The organism is Nocardia sp. CA-135398 (assembly GCF_050955845.1).
GTDB lineage: Bacteria > Actinomycetota > Actinomycetes > Mycobacteriales > Mycobacteriaceae > Nocardia.
Window position 1 is genome coordinate 1,439,865 of the sequence record NZ_CP192084.1, and the last position, 24,406, is coordinate 1,464,270.

At 66.2% G+C, this 24,406-nt stretch carries 22 protein-coding genes; 14 read left to right on the plus strand and 8 right to left on the minus strand.

All coding sequences use genetic code 11. The annotated features are described in order from the left end of the window. Positions 1 to 151: 151 nt before the first annotated feature. The gene (locus ACQP1T_RS06420) at positions 152 to 592 is read right to left on the minus strand and encodes a DUF4307 domain-containing protein (RefSeq protein WP_433759013.1); all 441 of its coding nucleotides are present in this window, start codon (positions 590 to 592) and stop codon (positions 152 to 154) included. A gap of 124 nt (positions 593 to 716) precedes the next feature. Between ACQP1T_RS06420 and mca the strand changes: the two genes are divergently transcribed. From mca to ACQP1T_RS06440, 4 genes are all read left to right on the plus strand, one after another. Then, positions 717 to 1,601: a mycothiol conjugate amidase Mca gene (gene mca, locus ACQP1T_RS06425; RefSeq protein ID WP_433759014.1), complete on the plus strand. Its 885-nt coding sequence runs from the start codon at positions 717 to 719 to the stop codon at positions 1,599 to 1,601. Next, positions 1,601 to 1,870: a hypothetical protein gene (locus ACQP1T_RS06430; RefSeq protein WP_433762004.1), complete on the plus strand. Its 270-nt coding sequence runs from the start codon at positions 1,601 to 1,603 to the stop codon at positions 1,868 to 1,870. Before mca ends, ACQP1T_RS06430 begins: the two co-directional genes overlap by 1 nt. 135 nt (positions 1,871 to 2,005) lie before the next feature. Next, positions 2,006 to 3,313, plus strand: a complete 1,308-nt coding sequence (locus ACQP1T_RS06435) for an FAD-binding oxidoreductase (RefSeq protein WP_433759015.1) — start codon at positions 2,006 to 2,008, stop codon at positions 3,311 to 3,313. A gap of 259 nt (positions 3,314 to 3,572) precedes the next feature. Then, complete coding sequence (locus ACQP1T_RS06440; RefSeq protein WP_433759016.1) at positions 3,573 to 4,139, plus strand: TIGR03086 family metal-binding protein; 567 nt, start codon at positions 3,573 to 3,575, stop codon at positions 4,137 to 4,139. A gap of 21 nt (positions 4,140 to 4,160) precedes the next feature. Here the strand turns inward: ACQP1T_RS06440 and ACQP1T_RS06445 are convergent, their stop codons facing one another. Continuing rightward, positions 4,161 to 4,715 (minus strand): GyrI-like domain-containing protein, encoded by a 555-nt coding sequence (locus tag ACQP1T_RS06445; RefSeq protein ID WP_433759017.1) that lies wholly within the window; start codon positions 4,713 to 4,715, stop codon positions 4,161 to 4,163. 106 nt (positions 4,716 to 4,821) lie between these two features. On the opposite strand from ACQP1T_RS06445, the gene ACQP1T_RS06450 reads away from it, so the two are divergent. Further along, positions 4,822 to 5,724 (plus strand): serine hydrolase, encoded by a 903-nt coding sequence (locus tag ACQP1T_RS06450; RefSeq protein WP_433762005.1) that lies wholly within the window; start codon positions 4,822 to 4,824, stop codon positions 5,722 to 5,724. Here ACQP1T_RS06450 and ACQP1T_RS06455 read toward each other — a convergent pair. Continuing rightward, positions 5,676 to 6,623 carry a LysR substrate-binding domain-containing protein gene (locus ACQP1T_RS06455; protein WP_433759018.1) on the minus strand — a complete coding sequence of 316 codons (948 nt, stop codon included), beginning with the start codon at positions 6,621 to 6,623 and terminating at the stop codon, positions 5,676 to 5,678. The genes ACQP1T_RS06450 and ACQP1T_RS06455 overlap by 49 nt on opposite strands. 34 nt (positions 6,624 to 6,657) lie before the next feature. Further along, entirely contained in the window at positions 6,658 to 7,623 is a 966-nt protein-coding gene (locus ACQP1T_RS06460) for a helix-turn-helix domain-containing protein (RefSeq protein ID WP_433759020.1), read from the minus strand. A gap of 269 nt (positions 7,624 to 7,892) precedes the next feature. Here ACQP1T_RS06460 and ACQP1T_RS06465 point away from each other — a divergent pair, with 269 nt between their 5' ends. From ACQP1T_RS06465 to ACQP1T_RS06495, 7 genes are all read left to right on the plus strand, one after another. Further along, a complete protein-coding gene (locus ACQP1T_RS06465; RefSeq protein WP_433759022.1) occupies positions 7,893 to 8,450 on the plus strand; it encodes a cupin domain-containing protein in 558 nt (185 codons plus the stop codon). Between the two features lie 37 nt (positions 8,451 to 8,487). Continuing rightward, positions 8,488 to 9,012, plus strand: a complete 525-nt coding sequence (locus ACQP1T_RS06470) for a hypothetical protein (RefSeq protein WP_433759023.1) — start codon at positions 8,488 to 8,490, stop codon at positions 9,010 to 9,012. After that, positions 9,009 to 11,789 (plus strand): helix-turn-helix transcriptional regulator, encoded by a 2,781-nt coding sequence (locus ACQP1T_RS06475; RefSeq protein ID WP_433759024.1) that lies wholly within the window; start codon positions 9,009 to 9,011, stop codon positions 11,787 to 11,789. Before ACQP1T_RS06470 ends, ACQP1T_RS06475 begins: the two co-directional genes overlap by 4 nt. 133 nt (positions 11,790 to 11,922) lie before the next feature. Beyond that, a complete protein-coding gene (locus ACQP1T_RS06480) occupies positions 11,923 to 12,390 on the plus strand; it encodes a MarR family winged helix-turn-helix transcriptional regulator (RefSeq protein ID WP_433759025.1) in 468 nt (155 codons plus the stop codon). Positions 12,391 to 12,439: 49 nt separating this feature from the next. After that, positions 12,440 to 14,026 (plus strand): MDR family MFS transporter, encoded by a 1,587-nt coding sequence (locus ACQP1T_RS06485; RefSeq protein WP_433762007.1) that lies wholly within the window; start codon positions 12,440 to 12,442, stop codon positions 14,024 to 14,026. 263 nt (positions 14,027 to 14,289) lie between these two features. Further along, complete coding sequence (locus ACQP1T_RS06490) at positions 14,290 to 16,353, plus strand: thioredoxin domain-containing protein (protein WP_433759026.1); 2,064 nt, start codon at positions 14,290 to 14,292, stop codon at positions 16,351 to 16,353. A gap of 261 nt (positions 16,354 to 16,614) precedes the next feature. After that, on the plus strand, positions 16,615 to 17,139 hold the full coding sequence (locus tag ACQP1T_RS06495) for an AAA family ATPase (RefSeq protein WP_433759027.1): 525 nt from the start codon (positions 16,615 to 16,617) through the stop codon (positions 17,137 to 17,139). 21 nt (positions 17,140 to 17,160) lie between these two features. Here ACQP1T_RS06495 and ACQP1T_RS06500 read toward each other — a convergent pair whose 3' ends face one another. The 3 genes from ACQP1T_RS06500 to trhA all read right to left on the minus strand — a co-directional run bounded on the left by ACQP1T_RS06500 (position 17,161) and on the right by trhA (position 21,844). After that, positions 17,161 to 18,756, minus strand: coding sequence for an adenylate/guanylate cyclase domain-containing protein (locus ACQP1T_RS06500; RefSeq protein WP_433759028.1), 1,596 nt, complete (start codon positions 18,754 to 18,756; stop codon positions 17,161 to 17,163). Next, a complete protein-coding gene (locus tag ACQP1T_RS06505) occupies positions 18,753 to 21,038 on the minus strand; it encodes an MMPL family transporter (protein WP_433759029.1) in 2,286 nt (761 codons plus the stop codon). The genes ACQP1T_RS06500 and ACQP1T_RS06505 overlap by 4 nt, the downstream gene beginning before the upstream one ends. 116 nt (positions 21,039 to 21,154) lie before the next feature. Continuing rightward, entirely contained in the window at positions 21,155 to 21,844 is a 690-nt protein-coding gene (trhA, locus tag ACQP1T_RS06510; protein WP_433762008.1) for a PAQR family membrane homeostasis protein TrhA, read from the minus strand. 188 nt (positions 21,845 to 22,032) lie between these two features. On the opposite strand from trhA, the gene ACQP1T_RS06515 reads away from it, so the two are divergent. Both ACQP1T_RS06515 and ACQP1T_RS06520 read left to right on the plus strand, forming a co-directional pair. After that, positions 22,033 to 22,821 (plus strand): isoprenyl transferase, encoded by a 789-nt coding sequence (locus tag ACQP1T_RS06515; protein ID WP_084484156.1) that lies wholly within the window; start codon positions 22,033 to 22,035, stop codon positions 22,819 to 22,821. A gap of 29 nt (positions 22,822 to 22,850) precedes the next feature. After that, positions 22,851 to 23,438 (plus strand): hypothetical protein, encoded by a 588-nt coding sequence (locus ACQP1T_RS06520; RefSeq protein WP_433759031.1) that lies wholly within the window; start codon positions 22,851 to 22,853, stop codon positions 23,436 to 23,438. Between the two features lie 22 nt (positions 23,439 to 23,460). Here the strand turns inward: ACQP1T_RS06520 and coaA are convergent, their stop codons facing one another. Continuing rightward, positions 23,461 to 24,393: a type I pantothenate kinase gene (gene coaA / locus ACQP1T_RS06525; protein WP_433759032.1), complete on the minus strand. Its 933-nt coding sequence runs from the start codon at positions 24,391 to 24,393 to the stop codon at positions 23,461 to 23,463. Positions 24,394 to 24,406 lie beyond the last annotated feature (13 nt).

The window sequence follows — 24,406 nt, forward strand, 5'->3', positions numbered from 1 at the left end:
CTCGCAATCCCGGAACTAACAGCGCTGGCCGCCAATGCAGCAAACACGGCTCCGAGCCCCGGAACCGTGTATCACGCCATTTTAGCATGAATCACAAACATGCAGGTCGGCGTTCATTTTGTGGATGCGTCGGTGGTTTATTGCCCCGGAATCAACCCGCCCGCAGATACTTCGGCACGTCATCGCTGCAGCCGTAGATACTGCTCGATACCGGTCGGGCGGAGGCCCGGACGGTGGTCGTCAGCTCGATGGTGCCGCTGCCGGACGGCTCGATCAGCACCTCGCGGCGGCCCAATTCGGACCCGTCCCTTGCCATCGCGCGGACGAAACACACCACCGGCTGCTGCGGGTCCTTTCGGGTGACCTTGAGATGCACCGAGATGGTGGAGTCGTCGACGACGGTGTAGCCGAGTTGTTCGGCGTCGATATCCTCCGGTCCGTACTTCTGGAAACCGACGTAGGCGACCCCGAGACCCGCGGCGAGTACGACCGCGCCCAGTGCGAACGGAATCCAGCGGCGCTTCGGGCGTGGCGTGGTTCCGTACCGGTCGGCACGTCGGTCGATCGGCGTGTCACCGGGCGTTTCACTCATGCCGTCTCACTCCGGGGGGTACGTCGGAACAAAAGTCTGTCGAATGGAACTATAGGGACAGGCAGATCGGACCCCGGCGGCGGAGAGTACGAGGTATCACGGTGGTTGATGAGGTGAACGAGACGTGAGTGGCTTTCGGCTCATGGCGGTTCATGCGCACCCCGACGACGAATCCAGTAAGGGTGCCGCGACGACCGCACGGTATGCCGACGAGGGCCACGACGTCCTCGTCGTCACACTGACCGGTGGCGAACGCGGCAGCATCCTCAACCCGGCAATGGACACCCCCGGCGTGTTGGAGCGAATCGATGAGATCCGGCGCGAGGAGATGGAGGCCGCGGCCGCCGCGCTCGGGGTGCGCCAGACCTGGCTCGGTTTCGTCGACTCCGGCCTACCCGAGGGCGATCCGCTGCCGCCGTTACCCGAGGGCTGCTTCGCGCTGGTGCCGCTGGAGGAGGCCGTCGAGGCGCTGGTCCGCGTGGTGCGCGAGTTCAAGCCGCACGTCATGACCACCTATGACGAGAACGGCGGCTATCCGCACCCGGATCACATCCGCTGCCATGAGGTGTCGATGGCCGCTTTCGAGGCGGCGGGTGATCCGGAGCGTTTCCCGGATGCGGGCGAGCCGTGGCAGCCGCTGAAGATCTACTACGACCACGGTTTCACCATGGCGCGCCTGGATGTGTTCGCCGCCGAATACGAGCGCATCGGTGAGCCGTTCCCGCTGCAGGAGTGGCTGGAACGCACCCGCGCCTACCGCCAGGGCCGCCCCGACGGCATGACCAGGGTGACCACCCAGATCGAGTGCGCCAAATATTTCCCGCAGCGCGATGACGCCCTGCGCGCACACGCGACGCAGATCGATCCCAACGGCGCGTTCTTCGCGATTCCGATGGAAATGCAGCAGCGGCTGTGGCCGACCGAGGAGTTCGAACTGGCCAAGTCCATGGTCGACTCCACGCTGCCCGAAACCGATCTGTTCGCCGGTATCGAAGACGAGCACCGGTGATGTTGGTTTTCCTCGCGCAATCCCCCGGCACGCCGACCGGACCCGAATTCGGCAAGGCATCGCCGCTCGGTCTGGTGATCATTCTGGTGTTGCTGGCCGGAACCATCCTGCTGGTGCGGTCGATGAACCGGCATATCAAGGGCCTGCCCGCGACCTTCGAGCCCGAACATCCGGAACCGGATCAGGCGGCGGACGAGGGCACCGAACCTGGTATCGCTCGGCTCGACAAGAAGGACGTCGAGCCCGACGACGGGCCTGATAAGACCTGATTTCGCAGCGGCCGTCCGAGAATTTCGGGCGGCCGCTGTTACATTCGCCGCTCCTGTTTCGTCATTGGGGTAGTCGCGGCACGATCCACGGGCCGCAGGTGCTTTCGGGCACAGCTGCGAAGTGAGGGCATACCGATGACATTCGAGGATCTGCGCGCTGAACTCTCCGGTCGAGTGCTGCTGCCGGGTGACGAGAGCTTCGAGGCGGCGGCGCGGCCGTGGACTTCGACGGTCACCCAGCCGGTTGCCGCGGTTGTCCGGGCCAGCGATGCGGATGACGTCGCGGCGGTCGTGGCGCATGCGCGCCGGGTGGGGGCGCCGGTGGTCGCACAACCGACCGGGCACGGTGCCGCGGGCGGCATCGAGGACGCGATTCTGCTGCGCACCGGGGGACTGGACAGCGTCGAGATCGATGCCGAGCGGCGGGTTGCGAAGGTCGGCGCGGGCGCGAATTGGGGTGCGGTGCAGGCCGCGGCCGCGGCGCATGGACTGACCGGACTCGCGGGGAGCAATCCGGTGGTCGGCGTCACCGGATACACCCTCGGCGGCGGACTGAGCTGGTTCGGCCGCAAATACGGTTGGGCCTCGGATGCGGTGCGCGCCCTCGAGATCGTGGACGCCGAAGGCGCACGGACCCGAGTGACCGCCGACGATCCGGAACTGTTCTGGGCACTGCGCGGCGGCGGCGGTGATTTCGGTGTGGTGACCGCACTCGAATTCGACCTCTTCCCGGCTCCGGACCTCTACGGCGGGCGGGTGATGTGGCACGGTGCGCGTACGACGGAGGTCTTCGCGGCGTTCCAGGAGATCACCGCCGACGCTCCCGACGAACTGTCGGTGTGGTTCCACCGGTTCCAGTTCCCGGATGCGCCGCCGATGGTCGCGCTGGATGTCGCCTACCTCGGCGATCCCGAGGTAGGCCGGTCCCTGCTGACCAGGTTGGACGCGATCGACGGACCGCTCGCCGATAAGCGCGGCGCGCTGTCGGTGGCGAATCTCGGCGAAATCACCGCGGAGCCAACCGATCCCAGCCCTGCGCTGTCCCGCGCCGAGCTGCTCACCGACCTCGGCGACGCGGTCCTGAAGACCCTGCTCGACGAGCCGGTCGCGCCGCTGGCCGATATCCAGATCCGCCATCTCGGCGGTGCGTTCGCCAGGAGCGGTGCGGACGCTGGTGCGCGCGGACCGATCACCGAGCCCTATCTGCTCTACGCCTTGGGACTCGGCCTTCCGCACATCGCGGCGGCCGTCAAGTCCCGGCGGGTCGAGATCGTCGACGCGATCGGCGCGCACATCAGCGGGCTCAAGCCGTATACCTTCCTCACTCCGGAGGAGACGGCTGCCGCGGCATTCGACTCGTCGACTCTGGCGCGGTTGCGGGAGATCAAGCGGGCACGCGATCCGCAGTCGGTGATCCGCGCGAACTATCCGGTTCTCGGATAACGGATTTCGCATACTCGACTGCGGACCGTCGGCCCTATCGGCTGGCGGTCCGCGGTGTCGGGCAGCGGAACTCGCCAGGGCTGTTCACATTCGATCATGCGCTGCGCCGGAACGGTATCGGCGCAACCCTTTTGGGTCCTTCTCGTGCTGGATTCCGTGATCTCGGCGGCGTTGGATCGAGTTCGGCGGTGTTCGATGGAGTTTGGTCGGCATCCCGTTGTGCTACCTCTTCAGCTGACTCTTCGAACGAAGGATGCCCATGGACAATGTGATCGGACAGATCGACCGCGCACTGGATATGACGGGTGCGATCGTGCTCGCCGCCGTCGACGGCGACCGGCTCGCGGCCCCGACGCCGTGTCAGGACTGGGATGTGCATGCGGTGCTCAATCATGCCGTCGGCAATATGCACCGGTTCGCGGCCGAGGTCAGCGGGACCGATGCGGGCGCCGGACTCGAGGACGACTGGCTCGGCATCGATCCGCAGGGCGCCTTCGCCGCGGCCGCCGAGGTGGACCGCGCCGCATGGCATCGCCCCGACGCCTTGACCGGCACCGTGCGCATGGCGCTCGGTGATCTCCCAGGTCCGGCGGCCGCCATGGTCCATCTCACCGAAGTCGTCGCGCACGGTGTCGATATCGCGGTGGCCATCGACCGCCCCGACCTCGCCGATGATGAATTGTGCGCGGAAGTGCTGACCACCATGCATGCCATGGGCGGGCTCGACGGGTTCCGCAAGCCGGGAATGTTCGACGAGGAGGTCACCGTACCGGCGGACGCGCCCGCACACCGTCGGCTGCTCGGCTATCTGGGGCGGGACTGGTAATCGATTGCCGCACAGTCGATCTCAGGCGCGCCGCACGGGATGACGCAGGATAGTGCGGGTATTCGCATCCGGTGATCTGCGCGGATCCGAGAGGTAGATCTCGTGATGGCGGCCGTTCATGACCAACCCCTCGGCGGCCATGAACGCTTCCATCCTGGCCAGCGTCTCCGGTTCGGTGGCATACGGTCCGATGTGCATGGCCTGAATCGCGTCACCCTCGCTCAGCCGCTCGAATGTCGCGCCGGACACCATCTCGGCGGTGACCACTTCGGGCATGCGGATCATCAGTTTCCACTGCCACTGTTCGCGCGGCACCGACAGTGGCGGCTCATCGGAGTTCACCCACCACTGGCCCTCCAGCTTCGGCACCACGAAATCCCGGCCGTCCGCCTTGGCGATCTTCTTGGCGCCGTAGGCGGTTCGATACAGCGTCTGCACCGCCTCGGTGTAATTCTCGCCGCCGGGCGCGCCGAAGCCGGTAACCGTCAAATAGCCGTAGGTATCGAAGGTGCGCAGTTCGGGTTCGGGGGTGGCGTCGTAGTAATGCCCGTCGCTCTTGGCCAGATCGAGTTTCATCGTGAGCCCTTCGGTATCGAAATCTCGGACGGTGACGAGCGTGAGCCCTCCATCGGCGGGAGAGTCAAGCTGACTCGGTGCTGTCCCGTATGGAAGTTTGGCAGTCGTGGAGGCGATCTTCGATAAGGCAGGTGTGCGCGGTTGGGTGCACGCCCGATGTCTCGATTGCACCGGTGAGGTGGGGCTCGGCGCCGATGAACCGGTGGTTTTGGCGTCGGTGGTGAAGGTGCCGTTGGTGCTGGAATTCGCCCGTCAGGTGGTCGCGGGTCAGCTCGACCCGACCGATCGAGTGCGGGCCACCGCGGCAGACCGGCTCGGTGGCGTCGGCACTGCCGGATGTCTGGACGATGTCGAATTCAGCCTGCGCGATGCGGCGTTCTTCGCACTGACCGTGAGCGATAACACCGCCGCCGATCTGCTCTTCGATCGCGTCGGCCTGGACAACGTGCGCTCGCTGGTGCGCGAATTGGGGCTCACCGAGACCCGGATCGTCGGCTCGCCGCGGTACGTCGTGCAGACCATGGCGGAGGATATCGGCGCATCCGATACCGCCGAATTCGCGCGCCGATTCCCGACCCTGAGCGTGTCGGAAGTGCTCGGCACCCGTGCCATGGACCCGCTACGCACCACCGCGAGCACACCGCGCGATATGACCCGGCTGCTCACCCTGCTCGGCCAGGATCGCGCGGGCGATCCCGCCGCCTGCCGGTGGGTGCGCGAACTCATGGGCCAGCAGCTCAACTGGCACCGGCTCGCCGCGGCCTTCCCGCCCGAGGTTTCGGTGTGGGGCAAGACCGGATCACTGCCCGCGATTCGCAATGAGATCGGCGTGGTGACCTATCCCGGCGGAAGTCGTTATGCCGTAGCGGTTTTCACCAGGGCCGATACGCTCGCCCAGCGGTTGCCCGAGGTGGATCATGCGATCGGCGAGGCCGCCCGGTCGGCGATTCATCGCATCCGTCACGATCTGCCGAATACGACATTCCACGGCCGCTGCGCCACCTCCTGAGCGGGCGCCGACCGCGATGCGCCATCGCCCTGGATGACCGTCACGATCAGCTCGGCTAGTTCGCGCACCAGCGGATTGGGTGCCGCGGCAGGCCAGGCCAGCGAGAGTCGCCAGCTCAGTGCGTCGGTCAGCGGTCGCCAGACGACGCGCGGTTCCTTTTGCGCGACCATGCCCTGGTCGAAGGCGACGCCGCGGCCGGAAAGCACCATGCCGAGCAAGAATTCAGGATTGCGGGCGTGCTGGACGCGGGTGGGGCGGAAGCCGTGCTCCCAGCAGGTGCGCAGCGTCGCGTCGTAGAGTCCGGGCGCGGCGGCCCGCGGAAAGATCACCAGACCGAGTCCAGCCAGGTCGGCGAGGGTGAGAGCGGAGCGGGCGGCCAGTGGCGAATCGCGTGGCAGCACCACGCCGAGCGGCGTCTCGACCTCGGGGCCGAGCTCGAGGCCGATCACATCGACCGGATGTTGCAGCAGTCCGGCGTCGAGTTGGCGGTCGGCGAGCAGTCGGATCTGCTCGGCGGTGGTCAGTTCTTGTAGATCGACTCGGATGTCACGGCTTTCGAATGCCGTGAGTATCGCGGCGAGCACCCGTCCGGCCAGTTCGGGTGGGACACCGACCCGCAGGGCATCGATCTCGCCCCGATGCGCCTTGCCGACCAGCCGTTGCGCCCGATCCCAGCGGGCCAGCAGATCGCGGGCTTCCACGAGCAGGATCTGGCCCGCCTCGGTGAGTTCGACACGTCGGCTGTCCCGGTCGAACAGCCGCGCACCGAGGTCATGCTCGAGTTTGCGAATGCGCTGGCTCAGCGGTGGCTGCGCGATGCCGAGGCGTTCGGCGGCCCGCCCGAAATGCAGTTCTTCGGCGACGGCGACGAAGTACCGCAGCTGGCGCAGGGAGTCCACCCAGCGACGATAGCGTGATCGTTCGCTCCTGAAATCAGCGCTGGGGCGCGGCCCGCCAGTCCTCGCGGAGCTGGCCGGGTGTGGCGTCGAAGCGTCTCCGGAAGGCTTTGTTGAAGCTGCTCATCGAACCGAAGCCGAGGTCCGATGCGATATCGGTAATACTTCGATGCTGGTAGGCGGGGTTGCGCAGGCGGTCGCGCGCCAGTCGCAGGCGTTCTTCCCGGATGACATCGCTGGGCGTGGTTCCGGCATTGCTGAACGCCAGTTGAATTTGCCGAAGTGACCAGCCGAGCGCAACTGCGACGCGCGTGCCGTTGAGGTCCGGATCTCCGGCATGGTCGTGGATATACCGGCGAGCGGTCGCTTCGACATGGGCGAGCTGGGTGGGCGAACTCGCCGGTTCGCCGAGGATCTGCATGCAGAGCAGATCCACCAGACGTTCGGAGACGCTGTCGAATTGGCGGTCGGTGAGTGCGGCGGATTCACTGTGCAGGCCGCCGAGTATCCCGTCGGTCACCCGCCCGAGCCCGGTCGTGAGATCCAGCGGGTGAGCGGGTGGAACGACGCGGTTGAGGCGATGCTTGATCTCCTTGCGCGCAATGGTGATGATCATCCCGCGCGTGCCGTCGGACATGGACATCGCGTAGGGGCGGTCGACGGAAACCAGGGCCATTGTTCCCGGGGCAAGGATCCCGTACCCGTCGTCGGTGCGAAAGGACAGGCGTCCGGTGACCGGAACGATCAGCCGGTAGTCGTCATCGGGGTCGGCGCGGATATGGCTCGGGTTGCGAAGGTAGGTGACGGCATCCGATTTCCACCCGACGAGCTGGTAGGCGTCGGTTCGACGCAGCTGCGTGTGCCCTTGGAAGTCGGTGCTGCTCGGGAATCTGTAGCCGAGCCGACAGTGGTATGTGCTGATCAGATCGGCCCAATACTCGGCTCGCTCATGTGGATCCACCACACTTGTCGTGGTGGAGTCGGCGATAACCGGTTGGTTCATGAACATCGCCTCCGATTCGACGATCATCGGTGGCCCGGGCGTCGGCCCCAACTCTGGAAGCAGCCTAGTGCAGAACCGTGCGGCTCACCGGTCGAGCAAGCATTGCCGGGTTTCGAGGTTTGCGCATTCGGACAATGCTCGTGCGCTTGCGGACAAGCGGGTCTGCGCGGGCGGCGGATACGGTCCGGATAGCTGAGGGCCGGATCGGCCGGTGCGGCCATCGGTGCCGACCCGATTCGGCTGGTTGCGAACGATATTCAGGAGTTCATATGCGCAGAGTCGTGATCGGCGACAACGGAACCGGACAGGGGAGGGTGCTGGCGGACGACGCTGTCGACCCGCTGACATTGGCGCTGCTCCCAGGCGCCGAGATCCATCGGATGTGGGAACTCGACGAACTTCCCGAGCTGCCGGTCGACAAGACGCCCGCGCAGACCGGCACGAGCTATTTTCCCGGTGCGGGCGGGCTGCGTTTCGGATCCATCTCGGTGCCCCCGGGCCTGACCTATGAGCCCGATGCCGACCTGTCCGAGGAGGCGATGGCGGCCGTCGTCGCGGAAGCGGAGGCGAAACTGCCGGGGATGATGGCGGCCTTCGACCCCGCCGCGCCCGGCATGCACAGCACCGTGAGCATCGATTTCATCGTCGTGCTCAGCGGCGAGGGCCGCCTGCGCCTGGGCGACGGCGTCGATGTATCGCTGCGAGCCGGCGATTGCGTGATCCAGCACGGTACGCCACACGCATGGTTCAACGACGGTGCGGTGCCGTTCGTATTCTGTTACACCCTGTGCGGCGTCGCCGACCAGAAGGTGCCGGCGCAGCCATGACCGACCTTCAGCAGCGTCCGCGGGGGAGGTCCGTTGGATGATGGGCGTCGGAAGTCGTTGGCGCAGTTTCGAATACGCCCTGGTGGCGGCCGGCCCCTGTGCCGTAGCCGTCGACCCGGCGACGGTGGGGTCGACCCAGCGGTTCGTCGATTGCCTGGTAGTGCGAGTCGTTGTCGAACCTGGCGATTGTCCCTTGACCGCCGAGGCCGTCCGCGCGATCCGGTACCTGTGCCTCGTCAGCGAGGCGGCCCATATCGTTATCGCCGGAACCCCGCACTGCACAACCTCGGGTAGTCGATTCACGCCGGAGGCCGATTCACTGGATGTCCTCACCCACGTCGCCGACACACTGGATGTGCTTTCCGACCTTGCCGCGCAACTGGGGCAATACGGGGAACGCGTCCACCTGATGCCGTTCGGATGGAATGTCGCCTGCCACGCCGAAAAATCGGCACGACAATGGGATTTGCCATCCGTTGCCGTATCCCCCTCCGGGCATGTCGACGTGGTGCCTGATTCAGTCGGAATCGGTGATCGGGCTCTGGCATGCCCGGTTCGTTGACGCGGCCTTCCCCGGAATCCGGCACGTCGGAGGTCATCGGTCGTGATGGCGAGATCGAGATGCTGGCGGCGCTCGCGGGACGGGTTGCCGCGGGGCGGGGGGCCGTCGTGCTGGTGCAGGGCGAACCGGGTATCGGCAAGACGTCTCTGTTGGACGCGGCCAGGGTGCGGTGCGCGGCGGCGGGCCTGCATATTCGACTCGGGGTCGCCACCGAACTACGGCAGACCGTCCCGTTCGCCGCGCTGCGTTCCTGGCTCGACCCCGATACGCCAGGCGCAGATCCGATCGGTGCCTTGCTCGACCGCGACATTCGGGCGCGCGACGCCGGAGCTGGGCACGAGATCGTCATCGCCGAGGCGATCCTCGATCACATCGAGACCTGGTGCGCTACCGGCCCGCTCGCGCTGATCATGGACGACGTCCACTGGGCCGACGCGTCGAGCGTGTCGGTATTGCAGCGGCTGTGCGCCCGCATCGATGAGCGACCGCTACTGCTGCTGCTCGGTGCCCGCCTACAGCCTCAGGACTCGGCCTTCACCGCACTGGCGGCCGAACTCCTCGCATGCCGCGCCCCGCTGATACGACTCGGCGGGCTATCCGCCGGGGCAGCGGCCGAATTGGTGTCGAATATCGTCGGTGCCACCCCCGGCCCGGGGTTGCTGCGGGAGGTGGCGGGTGCGAGCGGAAATCCGCGCTACATCACCGAATTGGTGGCCGCCCTGCTGCGTGAGCAGGCGATCACGGTGATCGCCGACATCGGCGAGGCAGTCGCCGGGCAGCGCCCGTCCACCACGCTCGCGCAGGCGATTTCGCGGAGGTTGGACTTTCTGCCGCGCCGGACCCGGCACGTGCTGGCGGCTGCCGCCGCGCTCGGCCCGGTGGTCGACGTCACGGAACTGGCAGCGGTTCTGGACCGCCCCCTCCTGGATGTATGGGGCGTCGTCAGTGACGTGATGGCGACCGGAGTGCTCGCACTTGTCGACTCCGAAGTGGTGTTCCGGCATGAATTGCTCCGGCAGGTGCTGTCGGATCAGCTACCCGCCACGGTGCGCGCTGGTCTGCTGCGCACGGCTGGTCGGGTACTGCAGACGACCAACGCGCCGATCGAGCGGATCGCACATTATCTGGCGGTCGCCGACTACGACCTCGATGACGTCGGCGTCGACTGGCTGGTAGCGGTAGCCGACAAATTGGCTTTCCGAGCGCCCGAGCCGGCGGTGCGGCTGTTGCGGCGCGCGATGACGGACTCGGACAACCCACCGCCGATCCACCGGTATATCGAAGCGCTGCTGTGGAGCGGTCGAACTGCCGAGGCGGAGGCCGAAGTGCGCATTGCGCTGTCGACGCGGTCGGAGTGTGGCGAAGATATCGAAATGCGCTGGCTGCTCGCCCAGGCCTGCCGCGCGCGGGGCCGCATCGTCGATGCTGTCGATATCGCCGAAACGGCGCTGAGCACAATGGATCTCGATGTCGAGGCGGCGGGCCGCTTCCACGGCATGTGTGCGGTGGACAATGTATTCCTCGAGCGGTTCGACGCGGCCGAGCAAGCGGGTCGAGTCGCGATCGCGATGGGGGAATCCAGTGGGGATCCCCGCGCTATCGGGTACGGCAGCAGCGCCGTGGGCGCGGTCCGGTACACCCGAGGCGATCTCATCGAGGCACTGGAGTTGAGCACTCGGATACCCATCGCCTCGACCGTCGGTACCGGACCGGACCAGTTCGATCCATACGCGCTGCGGGCACTTTGCCTGATCGAGCTCGATCGCCTGACCGAAGCCGAAGGCGTGCTGAATCAGGCGATAGCGCACAACCGCCGTGGCCCCGCCGTGTCCCTGTCCGCGAACCTGGTCGCCAAGGCACGGCTCTACCTGTTGAACGGTCGCTGGGATGACGCGGTGGCCGAATGCAACGCCGGCGCGGTGCCGGACGGGCTCGGGTACTCGACGGTCGCGGGTAGCCTCGCGGCGCTCATCGGTATTCACCGCGGCACGTTCCTCCCGGACGTGGACAGTATTCGCATCGCGGACGACCTCACGGGCACCACTGGCTACGCGCACCTGCACCTGTGGGCCAAGGCGTTGACGCACGAGGCGCATGGCCATCCGGACCTCGCCTTGAAGCTGCTCGTCGACACCCGTGAGCGACTCGCCGACCATTCGGCCGCGGCGACGCTCTACTACATCTTTCCGGATATCGCCCGACTGGCCGCGGACCTCGGCGATACGGATGCGGCACGGTCGGTGGTGGTCGGCGCCGACGAACTCGTGGCGCGACAGCCGACCGCCTCCAGGATCGGGACAGCGCTACTGTGTCGAGGTCTGGCCGAGCGCAATTCCGATAGCCTGCTGGCGGCGGTCCGGGCCTTCCGGCGGTCCGGGCGGCTGCTCTACCAAGCGCAGGCGCACGAGAACGCCGCCGTGCTGCTCGCCGCCGCGGGGCGCGATGTCGATGCCCGCCGTTCGCTGGACACCGCGATCGGGATCTACAGCCGCCTCGGCGCATCGTGGGACACCGCCCGTACGGTCGCGCGCGTGCGACCGTACGACATTCGGCGAGGTGTACGCGGTCGACGCAACCGGCCCAAATCCGGCTGGGCGGCGCTGACCGATACCGAGTGCAAGGTAGCCGCGCTCGTCGCCGAAGGCTGCACCAACTCCGATATCGCGGCGCAAATGTTCTTGTCGCGCCGCACAGTTCAGTCCCACGTGTCGAACATCCTCGCCAAGCTCGGGCTGCGATCGCGGCGCGAGGTCGCCGCGAGCATGCCGCATACGTGACCGGTCGCGCCGAGATTCCTGTTCGAGTCGATATCTGTCGTTCCTTACCGACGCCGCATCGATAGTTGCTTAGTGTAAGCAATCAATATATAGTTGCGTACTGCAAGCAACTAATCTCGTGCTGGGAGTCGGCATGGCAGTCTCACCCGATACCGCGCAGGGCCTGATCAGGGAGCTGTATCTGATCGGCCGGGCGATCCGCGTCGCCCTTATCCATCCGGAGGAAGGCGAACTGCTACCCGGCGGGGTCGGGGTGCTGGGCGCCCTCGAGGTCAAGGGGCCGTGCCGACAGGTCGACCTGGCCGTCGATCTGTGCCTCAGCGCGTCGGTATTGAGCAGACACGTCACGGAATTGGTCGCCGCCGGTTACATCAGCAGGCAGGCCGACCCCACCGACGGTCGCGCTTCCCACATCCGGATCACCGATGCGGGACGCGAACTGCTGCAACGAGTTCGGGCGTCACGCGCCGCCGGGCTGCAGACCGCCCTCGCGGACTGGGACGAACACGAGGCCGAGCAGGCGTGCGCGGCAGTGCACAAGCTCAGGAACTCACTCGTCGCCCATATCCACCGCACCGATGACCACCAGCCGGTTTCGTAAGAGAGTCAGGTAGTACATGTCCACATCAGTTCAGGCGCCGCGGCGGGAGATGACCCACCGCGAAATCCTCGAAGCGATGACCGGATTGCTGGCCGCCCTGTTCACGGCGCTGCTCAGCACCACGATCGTCTCGACCGCGCTGCCCACCATCATCGGCGATCTGCAGGGATCGCAGACCGCATACGCCTGGGTCATCACCACGGCGCTGCTGGCCAACGCCGCGTCCACCCCGATCTGGGGCAAGTTCGCCGATCTGTTCAATAAGAAGCTGCTGGTCCAATCGGCCATCGTCATCTTCGTCGTCGGCTCGGTCATCGCCGGACTTGCCCACAATGTGCCGGTGCTGTTGGTCGCGCGTGTCATCCAGGGCATCGGCATGGGCGGGTTGACCGCACTTGTCGTGGCGATCATCGGATCCATCGTCGCGCCGCGCGAACGCGGTCGGTATTCGGGCTATATGGGCGCGGTAATGGCGGTATCGATGTCGGGCGGCCCCATCCTCGGCGGCGTCATCGTCGACAGCCCGCTCGGCTGGCGCTGGTGCTTCTTCGTTTGCGTACCGATCGCGGTGATCGCGCTGGTGCTGCTGCAGCGGACGCTGCGGCTGCCCACCGAGCGCAAGGCGGGCGTGTCGATCGACTGGCTCGGTGCGGCGCTGCTGACCGCCGGTGTTTCGGTGCTGCTGATCTGGGTGTCGTTCGCCGGGAAGGCGAATTACTACCCCTGGATCTCCTCCGAGTCGGCGCTCTACGTCGGTGCGGGTGTGCTGCTGCTGATCGCGACCCTGTGGGTCGAGTCCCGCGCCAAGTCGCCGATCATCCCGCTGCCGATCGTCACCGAACGCACCACGGGTCTGGCGATCATCGCCTCGATCGCCGTCGGTGTCGGCATGTTCGGCGCGACCACCTTCCTCGGTCAGTATTTCCAGACCGCACGCGGCTACTCGCCAACCATCGCGGGCGTCCTCACCATCCCGCTGGTAGCGGGCATGCTGACCGCATCGGTCGGCTCCGGCCAGCTGATCACCCGGTTCGGCAATTGGAAGAGCTTCGTCGTCGGCGGCGGTGCGCTGCTGGTGGTCGGGTTCGGGCTGCTGTCCACGATCGACCACGCGACCAACCTGTGGCTGGTCGGGGTCTACATCGCCGTTGTCGGGCTCGGCGTCGGCATGATGATGCAGAATCTGGTGCTGGCCGTGCAGAACACCGTGAGCGTGCACAATATCGGCGCGGCATCCAGCAGCGTCGCCTTCTTCCGCACCTTCGGCGGCGCGATCGGGGTCTCGGTCCTCGGCTCGGTGCTGGCCACGCAGGTCAGCGATCTGTCCAGGCAAGGGTTTGCCAAGCTCGGCATTCAGACGAGCTCCTCCGGCGGCGGCAATCTCGATCTCGGCGCCCTTCCCGGACCCATCGCGACCATCGTGCGCGCCTCCTACGGCGACGCGACCGGCCGGATCTTCCTGATCGCCGCCGCCGCGACGGTCGTCGCGCTCATCGCGACCGCGTTCTTGCCGAACCGCCCGCTGCGCCGCACGGTCGATATCGAACCCGCGCTCGATCCGATGCATTCGGATGCCGACTCCACACGGGATGATGTGGTCTCGACGCACAGGGTTGCGGAACCGGCGCTGCGCTAGGGAATCCGGCGCTGCGCGAGCAACGTCTGCCGAGCGGGCTCGGGTTCATGCGGTCGTCGCAACACTCTCGATGTGAGAGGTTGCGGCGGCCGTGTCGTTTTCGGAGGGTGTGGCTGAGTTCGGTCCAGTGGTGGGGGTATCGCGACGGCCAGGTCTATTTCGGCGAGCTCGGTTCCAGCGCCGACAATTACCTCGGGTGTGATGGCCGGTCTGAATCGGGTACCTCCTCGACTGGCCGATTCGAGTGGACGTGAGAGGCTGAGATGGTGAACCTGCTGGGTAACGCGACGTCACCGTATCTGCGACAGCATGCGGATAATCCGGTGCATTGGCGGGAGTGGGATCCGGCGGCCTTGGCGGCGGCGCGTGAGCGGGATGTGCCGATCCTGCTGTCGGTCGGATACGCGAGCTGCCACTGGTGCCATGTGATGGCGCATGAATCGTTCGAGGATGCGCGGACGGCGGCGCAGATGAACGAGGACTTCGTCTGCATCAAGGTGGATCGCGAGGAGCGGCCGGATCTGGACGCGGTCTATATGAATGCCACGGTGGCGATGACCGGACAGGGCGGCTGGCCGATGACGTGCTTCCTCACCCCGGACGGCGAACCGTTCTACTGCGGCACCTACTACCCGAAGGTGCCGCGCGGCGGGATACCGTCGTTCACGCAGTTGCTCACGGCCATCACCGATACCTGGAACACCCGCCGTGATGAGGTGGACAAGGCCTCCGCGCAGGTGGCCGACGCGTTGCGTGCGCAGGCCGCGGGGCTGCCCGAGGCCGATGTGAGTATTTCGGCCGAACTGCTCGATCATGCGGTTGCGGCGGTGCTGCGCGATGAAGACCACAAGCACGGCGGATTCGGTGGTGCGCCGAAGTTTCCGCCATCCGCACTGCTGGAAGGGTTGCTGCGCAGTTGGGAGCGCACCGGCGATGCCGCGACTTTGGATGTGGTGAACCGGACGGCCGAAGCCATGGCGCGCGGTGGCATCTACGACCAGTTGCGTGGTGGGTTCGCCCGCTACTCCGTCGATGCCGCCTGGGTGGTGCCGCATTTCGAGAAGATGCTGTACGACAATGCGCAGTTGCTGCGCGCGTACGCCCATCTCGCTCGCCGCAGCCCTGAGCGAGAGTCTTTGGCGCACAGGGTTACTTGCGAGACAGTGCAGTTCATTCTCGATGACCTCGGTACCGAGCACGGGGGGTTCGCGTCCGCGCTGGATGCCGACACCCACCTGGAGCCGGGTGGGCCGGGTGTCGAAGGCGCGACCTATGTTTGGACACCGGCCGAGTTGATCGGCGAACTCGGTCCTATCGAAGGCGCTTGGGCAGCAGAGGTTTTCGGTGTAACTACCGCTGGAAACTTCGAACAGGGCACCTCGGTGCTCACTCGATATGTCGATCCGGATGCGTTGTCCGACAACGGGACTGCCGGTGAACGCTTCCAGCGCGTCCGTGCCACACTGCGCGAGGCACGTGCGCGACGCCCACAGCCCGACCGTGATGACAAGGTGGTGACCGCCTGGAACGGGATAGCGATTACCGCGCTTGCCGAGGCGGGTTCCGCGCTGCGGCAAGATGATTGGGTGGAAGCCGCCGCCCGCTGTGCTCGCTTCCTGCTGACCGAGCACGTGGTCGACGGCCGAGTACGCCGCGCCTCGCTCGGTGCTGCGGTCGGCACGTCTCCAGGCGTTCTGGAGGACTACGCCTGGCTGGTCACCGGCCTGCTCGCGCTACATCAGGCCACTGGCCGGCTCGACTGGCTCGACCACGCACAACGCCTGCTGGACAAGGCAATCCAACACTTCGCCGATCCCACCGCGCCCGGCAGCTGGTTCGATACCGCCGACGATGCCGAAACCCTTGTCGCTCGCCCGCGCGATCCCATCGACGGTGCCACCCCCGCAGGCGCATCCGCGTTAGCCGAGGCCCTCCTCACAGCCGCCGCCATCAGCGCTCCCGAACCCGCGCTGCGCTACCGCGAACTGGCCGACCAAACCCTCCAACGCGGTGCCGTCGTCCTCGCCCGCGCTCCCCGCTCGGCAGGCCAATGGCTGACCGTCGCCGAAGCTGCCCTCCGCGGCCCCCTCCAAGTAGCCATCGCCCTACCCGACAACGCAACCGCGGCAACAGAATTGATCGCCACCGCCCGCACCGAGGCCCCCGGCGGCACGGTCATAGTCGCCGCCCCCACCAACTCGGTCCCCCTCCTGACCGACCGCTCCCCGGTCAACGATGCCCCCGCCGCCTACGTCTGCCGCGGCTCCGTCTGCGACCTCCCAGTAACAACCCCACCCGACCTCCGCGCCGCCCTGAACCGCCCCTAGCCCACGACCGCTGCGCGGGCCGCGCCCAGGTCAGCGCGCCGAGTTCCTGGCGCACCGATTGCGTGCCGAGGACAGAATTGCGTGCTGGGCGCAGGTCATCTGCTGCGCGTAGATTGCCTGTCGCGCACCGGTTTCGTGCCGGGCGCCGGTTGCGTATCGCGCGCAGGGTCACGGCTTGCGAGGACATCGGCTGGTTTGTGTCAGCTGGTATCGAGCGCGGTATCGCCTATGTCGGCGGGCTGGATGCGGCAGAGTGGGTGGGTGACCTTGCGTAGTCAGGCTTTGTTCATCGGGGGTCGGGCCGGGGTTGGGAAGACCACGGTGGCGTTCGAGGTTCATGCGCGGCTTTCGGTGGCGCGGGTGCGACATTGCTTGATCGAGGGGGACAATTTGGATCAGGCGTATCCCGCGCCTTGGGAGCATGGCCTTGCGGAGCGGAATCTTGCTGCGATGTGGGCGAATTACCGTGCGCTCGGGTATCGGCGGATGGTGTACACGAATACCGCGAGTGTGTTCGAGGGGGTGCTCGGTGAACTCGTCGTTGCGATGGGGGAGCAGCCGGAGATTACCGCCGTCCTGCTGACCTGTACGGATGCGATAGCGGCCGAGCGCCTCGCGAGCAGAGAGATCGGCAGCGCGTTCGATGAGCACGTCGAGCGCGGCCGGGTGATGGCGGCGAAACTGGATGCCGAGGCCCCGGACTGGGTGCATCGAGTCGGCACCGATGACCGCGATGTCTCCGATATCGCCGCGGAGGTCGTCGCCCTGACAGGTTGGCTGCTCTGAATCCTGTCGAAGACACCGCGATCAGCGCTTCTGCGATGGGGATTCGGTTGTCGCGGTTCGTACTTCGGCGATCGCACTGATGTCGCCCGCACTGATGTCGCCCGCACCGGTATCGGGCTCGGTGCTGTCGGCCGTCGGGGCGGCCGCCTTATCGGTCCAGCACGCGGTAGGTTCGGGCATTCCGCGCAGCAGAATGCTGTCGTAGAGAACCCATTTCGCGCGCTCGTGCTCGGCTGCCGCATCGATGACCGCACCGCTCACCAGGATTCGGCGCGGCACCTCCTTCGCTTCGGTGGTCAGCCGGGCCGCCTCATTGACCGCATCGCCGATCACCGTGTACTCCAACCGCGTGTCGGAGCCGATATCACCAGCGAATACCCGCCCGCGCGCGACGCCGATGCCGATGTCGAGTTCGCCGGTGGCGGTGACCTCGTCGCGAATGCGCCGCGCCGCTCGTAGGGCAGGTGTCGCGTTGTCGCGCAACGCGATCGGCGCACCGAAGATGCACAGCGCAGCATCGCCTTCGAACTTGTTGACCAGCCCGTTGTTCTCCTCGGTCGCCGCAACCACGATCGCGAGCAGTCGATTGAGCTTGGCCACGAAATCTTGTGGCGTCATACCGCTGGACAACTCGACCGATCCGGTGACATCGACGAACAGCGCCGAAACTTCGCGCACATCGCCGGTCAGATCGACCCCGCCCGCCAATGCCCGCTCGGCGACCTCCGCGCCGACATGACGGCCGAATACATCCCGCATCCGCTCGCGTTCACGCAGATTGGCGGCGAGTTCATTGACCGAATTCTCCAGCCGACCGATCTCGCTGGTGCTGCCGACGGGAACCCGAACATCGAACTCGCCCTTGGTGATCCGATCGAGCGCCAGCCGCAGCGTGCGCATCGGCGTCGCGACCGAACGGGCCAGGATCGCGGTCGCCAGCACGCCGGATCCGATGCCGACTATGGAAAGGTAGATGGCGGCGCGGACGCGGTCCGGTGCGCCGGAGGCCGGATCGGCGAGCACCGTGATCAGCATGAGCAGCGGCATCGCACCCGCCACCGCCCAGGTCATCACGACCCGCATCAGCACCGAGGAGCTCCAGTGCGCGGTGGGGCCGAGCACCCTCGACACCACCGGAATGGTCGGGCGGATCAACCTGTCGACGATCAGGAAGGTGAATCCGGCCGATTGCAGCGCGCCCAGGGTGAACAATGCGGTGGTCACCGCCGCACTGTTGTGCTCGGATAGATGCGAGAGGATCGAGGCCGCCACGATCACGCCGGGCAGCCATATCGCCAGGGCTCGGATGGTGATCGCGATCGGTAGGCGCAGCAGTCGGCGCGCCTCGTCGACGGTCGGCTTGCGCCCGTCATCGAGCCAGCCGAAATACGCGGTCCGATCGCGCACGGCGAGCCCGACCCCGGCCAGGAAACCCACCACCGGATAGATCGACGCCAACCCGATGGTGCGCCGCCAGTCACCCCCGATCCGGCCGAAAAAGCCACTGAGCCACAGCTCGGTCACGATCACCGCGAGGCCACCGAGATTCGCGGCGATCACCACCGCCGCCAACCCCCACCGCGCCTTCAGCGCCCAAACAACCAGCTTGGTGATCACGGTGCCCTGACATCCGGAGCGGAACCAGCCTGCGCCGGTGCGCCCGTGCGCACCGAAACCCCGACGCGCACGGGCGCACCCGAACCGGGCAGCCACCAGTTCCACGTCCCGAACAGCTTCATCAGCGCGGGCACCAAGACCAATCGCACCAGTGCCGCATCGATCGCGACGGCCACCGCGAGCGCCAACCCGATCTGTTTCAGCTCCAGCACGCTGGCGGTCAGGAAGCTGCCGAAGATCACCACCATGATCGCCGCCGCGGCGCTGATCGGACGGGCCGTGTGCTGGAGCCCGGCCGCCACGGCGTATTCGTTATCGGCCGCGGTGCGCGCGGAGTGGTCCCAGAATTCCTTGATCCGGCGGATCAGGAACACCTCGTAGTCCATCGACAGCCCGAACAGGATCGCGAAGACCATGGTCGGCAGGAATACCTGGATGAACCCGGTGCTGTGGAATCCGAGCAGTGACTCGCCGAGTCCCCACTGGAATACCGCAACGGTGATACCGAGGGCCGCGCCGGTGGCCAGCAGATTCATCACGATTGCCTTGATCGGCAGCGCGATGCTGCGGAAGGCAGCGATGAGGAACACGAACGAGCAGCATAGAACCAGCGCGACTACCAGTGGGAGTTTCCCGGTGATCTCGTCGGACATATCCGCGAACTCGGCCGTCGCACCGCCGACCAGCACGTCGCCGGGCAGTGTGGTGGCTCGGTCGCGGATCTCCCGGACCAGTTGATCGGCCTCGGTGGAATCGAATGCGGTCTCGGCCACCACCACCGCGAAGATCCGCCCGTCTCGCTGGATCGGCAGCACCTGTTCGATGCGCTCATCCGAGCGGAGTGCGGTCAGGAAGGTCTGTACCTCGCCGGTCGCCGCGGCCGGCAGCGGCGTGTCACCGGCACCGGTCACCACGATCGTGATCGGCGCGAGTAGTCCGGGCGCGAAATTCTCCGAGGCGACCTTGCTCGCCTTGCCCGACGCGGTATCGCCCATCGCCGCGGTGCCCATATCCATGCCGTAGCGAATTCCGGTCAGCGGCGCGGCCGCGACCAGCAACACCAGTGTGGCCGCGATACCGAATACCACCGGCCGCGCCATCACGATCCGACTCCACCGCGCCCAGCGCCCGCTCGCCGGATCCGCATCCGATTCCGGCCGGGTCTCCAACGGCTGCCACCGCCGGGGCAGCGCACCGCGATTCACCCGCGGCCCGAGCATTGCCAGCACCGCGGGCAGTAGCGTGAGCGCAACCGTCAGCGTGGCAACCACCGCGATCGCGACGCCGACCGCGATACCGCGGAACACCGGCGCGCGCACCACCACCAGCGAGCACAGCGAGATCATCACGATGAAGCCGGAGGCGACGATCGTCTTACCCGCCGTGGCGATCGCGATCCCGCAAGCATGCGCCACACCGGCTGCGGAACTGCCACCCGGCTTCGCGAGTTCCTCGCGGAACCGGCTGACCACGAACATCGCATAGTCCAGCCCGATGCCGGTGCCGATCATGGTCGCGACCGCGAGCAGCAACGAACTGGTCGCCATCACATGCGACAGCAGAAACAGTCCGCCGAACGCGAGCAGCAACCCGCTCAATGCCACCATGACCGGCACCAATGCCGCGACAACCGTACCGAGCGCGAGGATGAGCAGCACGAATGCCACCGGCAGGCCAAGCGCCTCGGCCTGTCCGGAGTCGGCCACCTCGATCTCCATCAGATCGCGCAACACCGGTGAGAAACCGGTGAGCCCGACGCGCACCCCGTCACCGGTGAACTGACCCGCGCGTTCCTGCAGCTCACCGGCCAATTCTGCGCGTGCCGGAATCGAGCCGTCGATCCCGATGACCGCAAGCGCCGCATGCCTGCTCACCGAGATCTGCGACTTCTGATCGCCTTGGAAGGGCCCCACCGCGACCCGCACTCCCGGCACGCCGCGCAGATCCGCGACCGCCCGCTGCACGATCGCCCGGTAGGCCGGATCATCGACGGTCCGCTGCTCCGAATCGAAGACCAGTGCCAGCTGTTCGGCTCCCAGGTCGGGATAGTGCGTCGCGAGCACTTCGGTGATCCGCGTCGATTCCGCCTTGTCGGCGTGGAATTCCATGGCCTCCAAGCGGCCGTTGAGCTGTGGGTAGGCGACCGCGCATGCGACGATCAGCACCAACCACACCGCGACGACGATCCGCCGGTGCTGTGCCATCGCAACGCCCCACCGGTAACCGATCCCCCGCTCGCTCACGGCCTGCTTTCCACCGGTCTCGATCCTCTGCTGTGCCATATCGCCCCGCCATCTTCCGGATCCGTTCCCAACTCTATTGCCGCAAAGGGCAATTCGGCATATCCAAGATGTCCGGGCCGCCCGCTACAGGTGGTCGGCACCCGATGGGACGGGTCTCAGCGCAGCACGACCAACCAGATCGCGGCATAGTGGCACAGCGCCGCGAGCACGGTCGCGGCATGGAAGAACTCGTGGTGGCCGAAGACCGTGGGCCAAGGGTTCGGCCATTTGGTCGCGTAGAGGATCGCGCCGCCGCTGTAGACCAGACCGCCGATGAGCAACAGGATCAATGGTGCGATCCCGATATTCGTATTGAGCTGCCCGGCCACCGGCACGATCGCCCACCCCAACAGTAGATACAGCGGCACCCCGACCCAGCGGGGAGCGGTCGGCCACAACAGCTTCAATGCCACCCCGGCCAGCGCGCCCAGCCACACCACCAGCAGCAGTATCTGTCCGGTCCGGCCCGGCAGGCCGAGTAATGCGAACGGCGTATAGCTGCCCGCGATGAACAGGAAGATCATCGAATGATCGGCGCGCTTCATCTGGATGCGTGCCTTCGCGGTCGCCCAGGTCACCCGGTGGTAGACGGCGCTGATGCCGAACAAACCGCACACGGTCAGCCCGTAGACCAGAGTGGACCACCCTGCCGTCGCCGAGACACTTGCCGCTCTAGAGACCAATACGAGCACCGCGATTGCCGCGATGCCGACCGCCCAGGTGTGAATCCAGCCCCGCATCCGCGGCTTGAGCAGTGCTGACGTGCCTGGGATCGCCACCGGTGTCGCGTCGGTCGCGTCGACCATTTCGGACACGAGTTACCTCCTACTGATACCCGTCAGTAACCTACGGTAACGTAAGTTGCGGTGTCTCGTCACTGTACGGGAAACCCCGCGGCGTGCGGGAGGGCCCGGAGGCGGTAGTGGAGCGTAACCACGGAGGGCGCCGCAATCGGACACAGTCGATGCCGGGATCGCGTCGCTGAGGCGTAGGGTTGGTCGCCGTGGAGCTTCCGAGTCAGGTGCGTGGTTTGCCATACCGCATCTACGAGGCACGGCTGTCCAAGCAGCTGGCCGGCAAACAACATCCTCGGCACGTCGCGGTGATGTGCGATGGTAATCGGCGCTGGGCCAGAGAAAACGGTTTCACCGATGTGAGCCACGGACATCGGGTCGGCGCGCTGAAAATCGCCGAACTGGTCGGCTGGTGTGCGGACGAGGGCATCGAGATGGTGACCGTCTACCTGCTGTCCACCGAGAACCTGCAGCGCGATCCCGACGAACTGGAGACCCTGTTCGAGGTGATCACCGATGTCGTCGAGGAACTGTCCGCACCCGAACAGGACTGGAGCGTGCGCATCGTCGGCACGCTCGACGGCTTTCCGGAACTGGTCGCCAAGCGGCTGCGCACCGCGGCCGAACGCACCATCGGACGCGACGGTGTGCACGTGAATGTCGCGGTCGGCTACGGCGGTCGGCAGGAGATCGCGGACGCGGTCCGCAAGCTGGTCCGCCAGGAGATCGCGGCGGGGGAGACCGGCGAGGATCTGGTCCAGTCGATATCGGTGAACTCCATCGGCCAGCACCTCTACACCTCCGGTCAACCGGATCCCGATCTGGTCATCCGAACCTCCGGTGAGCAGCGGCTTTCCGGGTTTCTGCTGTGGCAGAGCGCATACTCGGAAATATGGTTCACCGAGGCGTACTGGCCGGAATTCCGACGGGTGGACTTCCTGCGCGCCTTGCGCGACTACGCCGCTCGACATCGCCGGTTCGGTATCTGAGGCAACGACATTCGCGTACCGTCCGGTTTGTGGACGAGTCGACGAGTGCTGGACCAGCCCCGAAGGGCGCGTACATCGGCTATGAGGAATTCGGTCGGCGCTTCCTGGAATACGCCGCCTCGGAGCAGCGCATCTCCGGCGCGTTCGCCCAGTTGACCGGTGCCGCCTTCGATTTCGGCCCGATCGGTGTGGGGCCAGCCAAGTTGGCGAAGGTCGCCGCGCAGGTGCAGCTCGGGGAGCCGAAGCTGCACCGGTTCGTCGACGAGGTCATCTCCTTCGAGCTGGTCATTCCGCTCGATGTCGATCTGCTGCTCGATCTCGCCGTGGACCGGCATCGCTTCCACATCGACGGCAATATCCACCTGCACTTGACCGTGCGCACCGCCGACCCGCTGCGCGTCATCATCGATATCGCCGAACCGCGCCCGAGCGATGTCCGCATCAATGTGGCCACCGCCACCAAACGCGGACAGCTGCTGCGCATCCTGGCCAGCGTCGATCACGAGATCCGGCGCTTCGTCGCGCGCTATCTCGCGACCGAAATCCGCAAACCGCATATCGCAGCGGTGCGCGATATCGATGTCGCCGCCCGGCTGGACGCAGCCTGGAAGATGTGACCCCGGCACACAGTCGCTGCGGCTAGAGCTTGCGCAACCGCAACCGGTTGATGCTGTGGTCGGCGTCCTTGCGCAGCACCAGCGTCGCGCGCGGACGGGTGGGCAGAATGTTGTCCACCAGATTGGGCCGGTTGGTGGAGTTCCAGATCTCCTTCGCCGCGGCCGTCGCCTGGTCGTCGGTGAAGCCCGCGTAGTGGTGGAAATGCGCGTTCGGATCGGCGAAGGCGGTCTCGCGCAGTGTGAGAAACCGTTGCACATACCAGTTCTCGATGTCCTCGATGCGCGCGTCGACGTAGATCGAGAAGTCGAACAGATCCGACACCATCAACCGCGGACCGGTCTGCAGCACATTGAGACCTTCCACGATGAGAATGTCGGGCTGAGTCACGCAGTGGAACTTGCCCGGCACGATGTCGTAGGAGATATGTGAATACACCGGCGCACATACTTCGGCCGCACCGGATTTCACCTCGGTGACGAAGCGCAGAAGTTTGCGACGGTCATAACTTTCCGGAAAACCCTTGCGGTGCATGATGCCGCGACGATTCAGTTCCGCGGACGGATATAGGAATCCGTCGGTTGTGACCAAATCCACACGCGGATGGTGATCCCATCGCGCGAGCAGGGCCTGTAGTACGCGGGCGGTGGTGGATTTACCGACCGCGACACTGCCCGCGACACCGATCACGAATGGCACCTGCTGATCGGGATGGGTCTCCCCGAGAAAGGTCGCGGTCGCGGCGAACAGCCGCTGACGTGCGGCGACCTGCAGGTGGATGAGGCGAGCGAGCGGGAGATAGACCTCGGCGACCTCTTCCAGATCGATCTGTTCGCCGAGGCCGCGAAGACCGATCAGTTCTTCCTCGGTGAGCACCAGGGGAGTCGACTTACGCAGGGTCCGCCACTGTTTCCGGTCGAATTCCACATAGGGACTCGGCTCGCTCATTCGTGCCACTTACCCGACACTC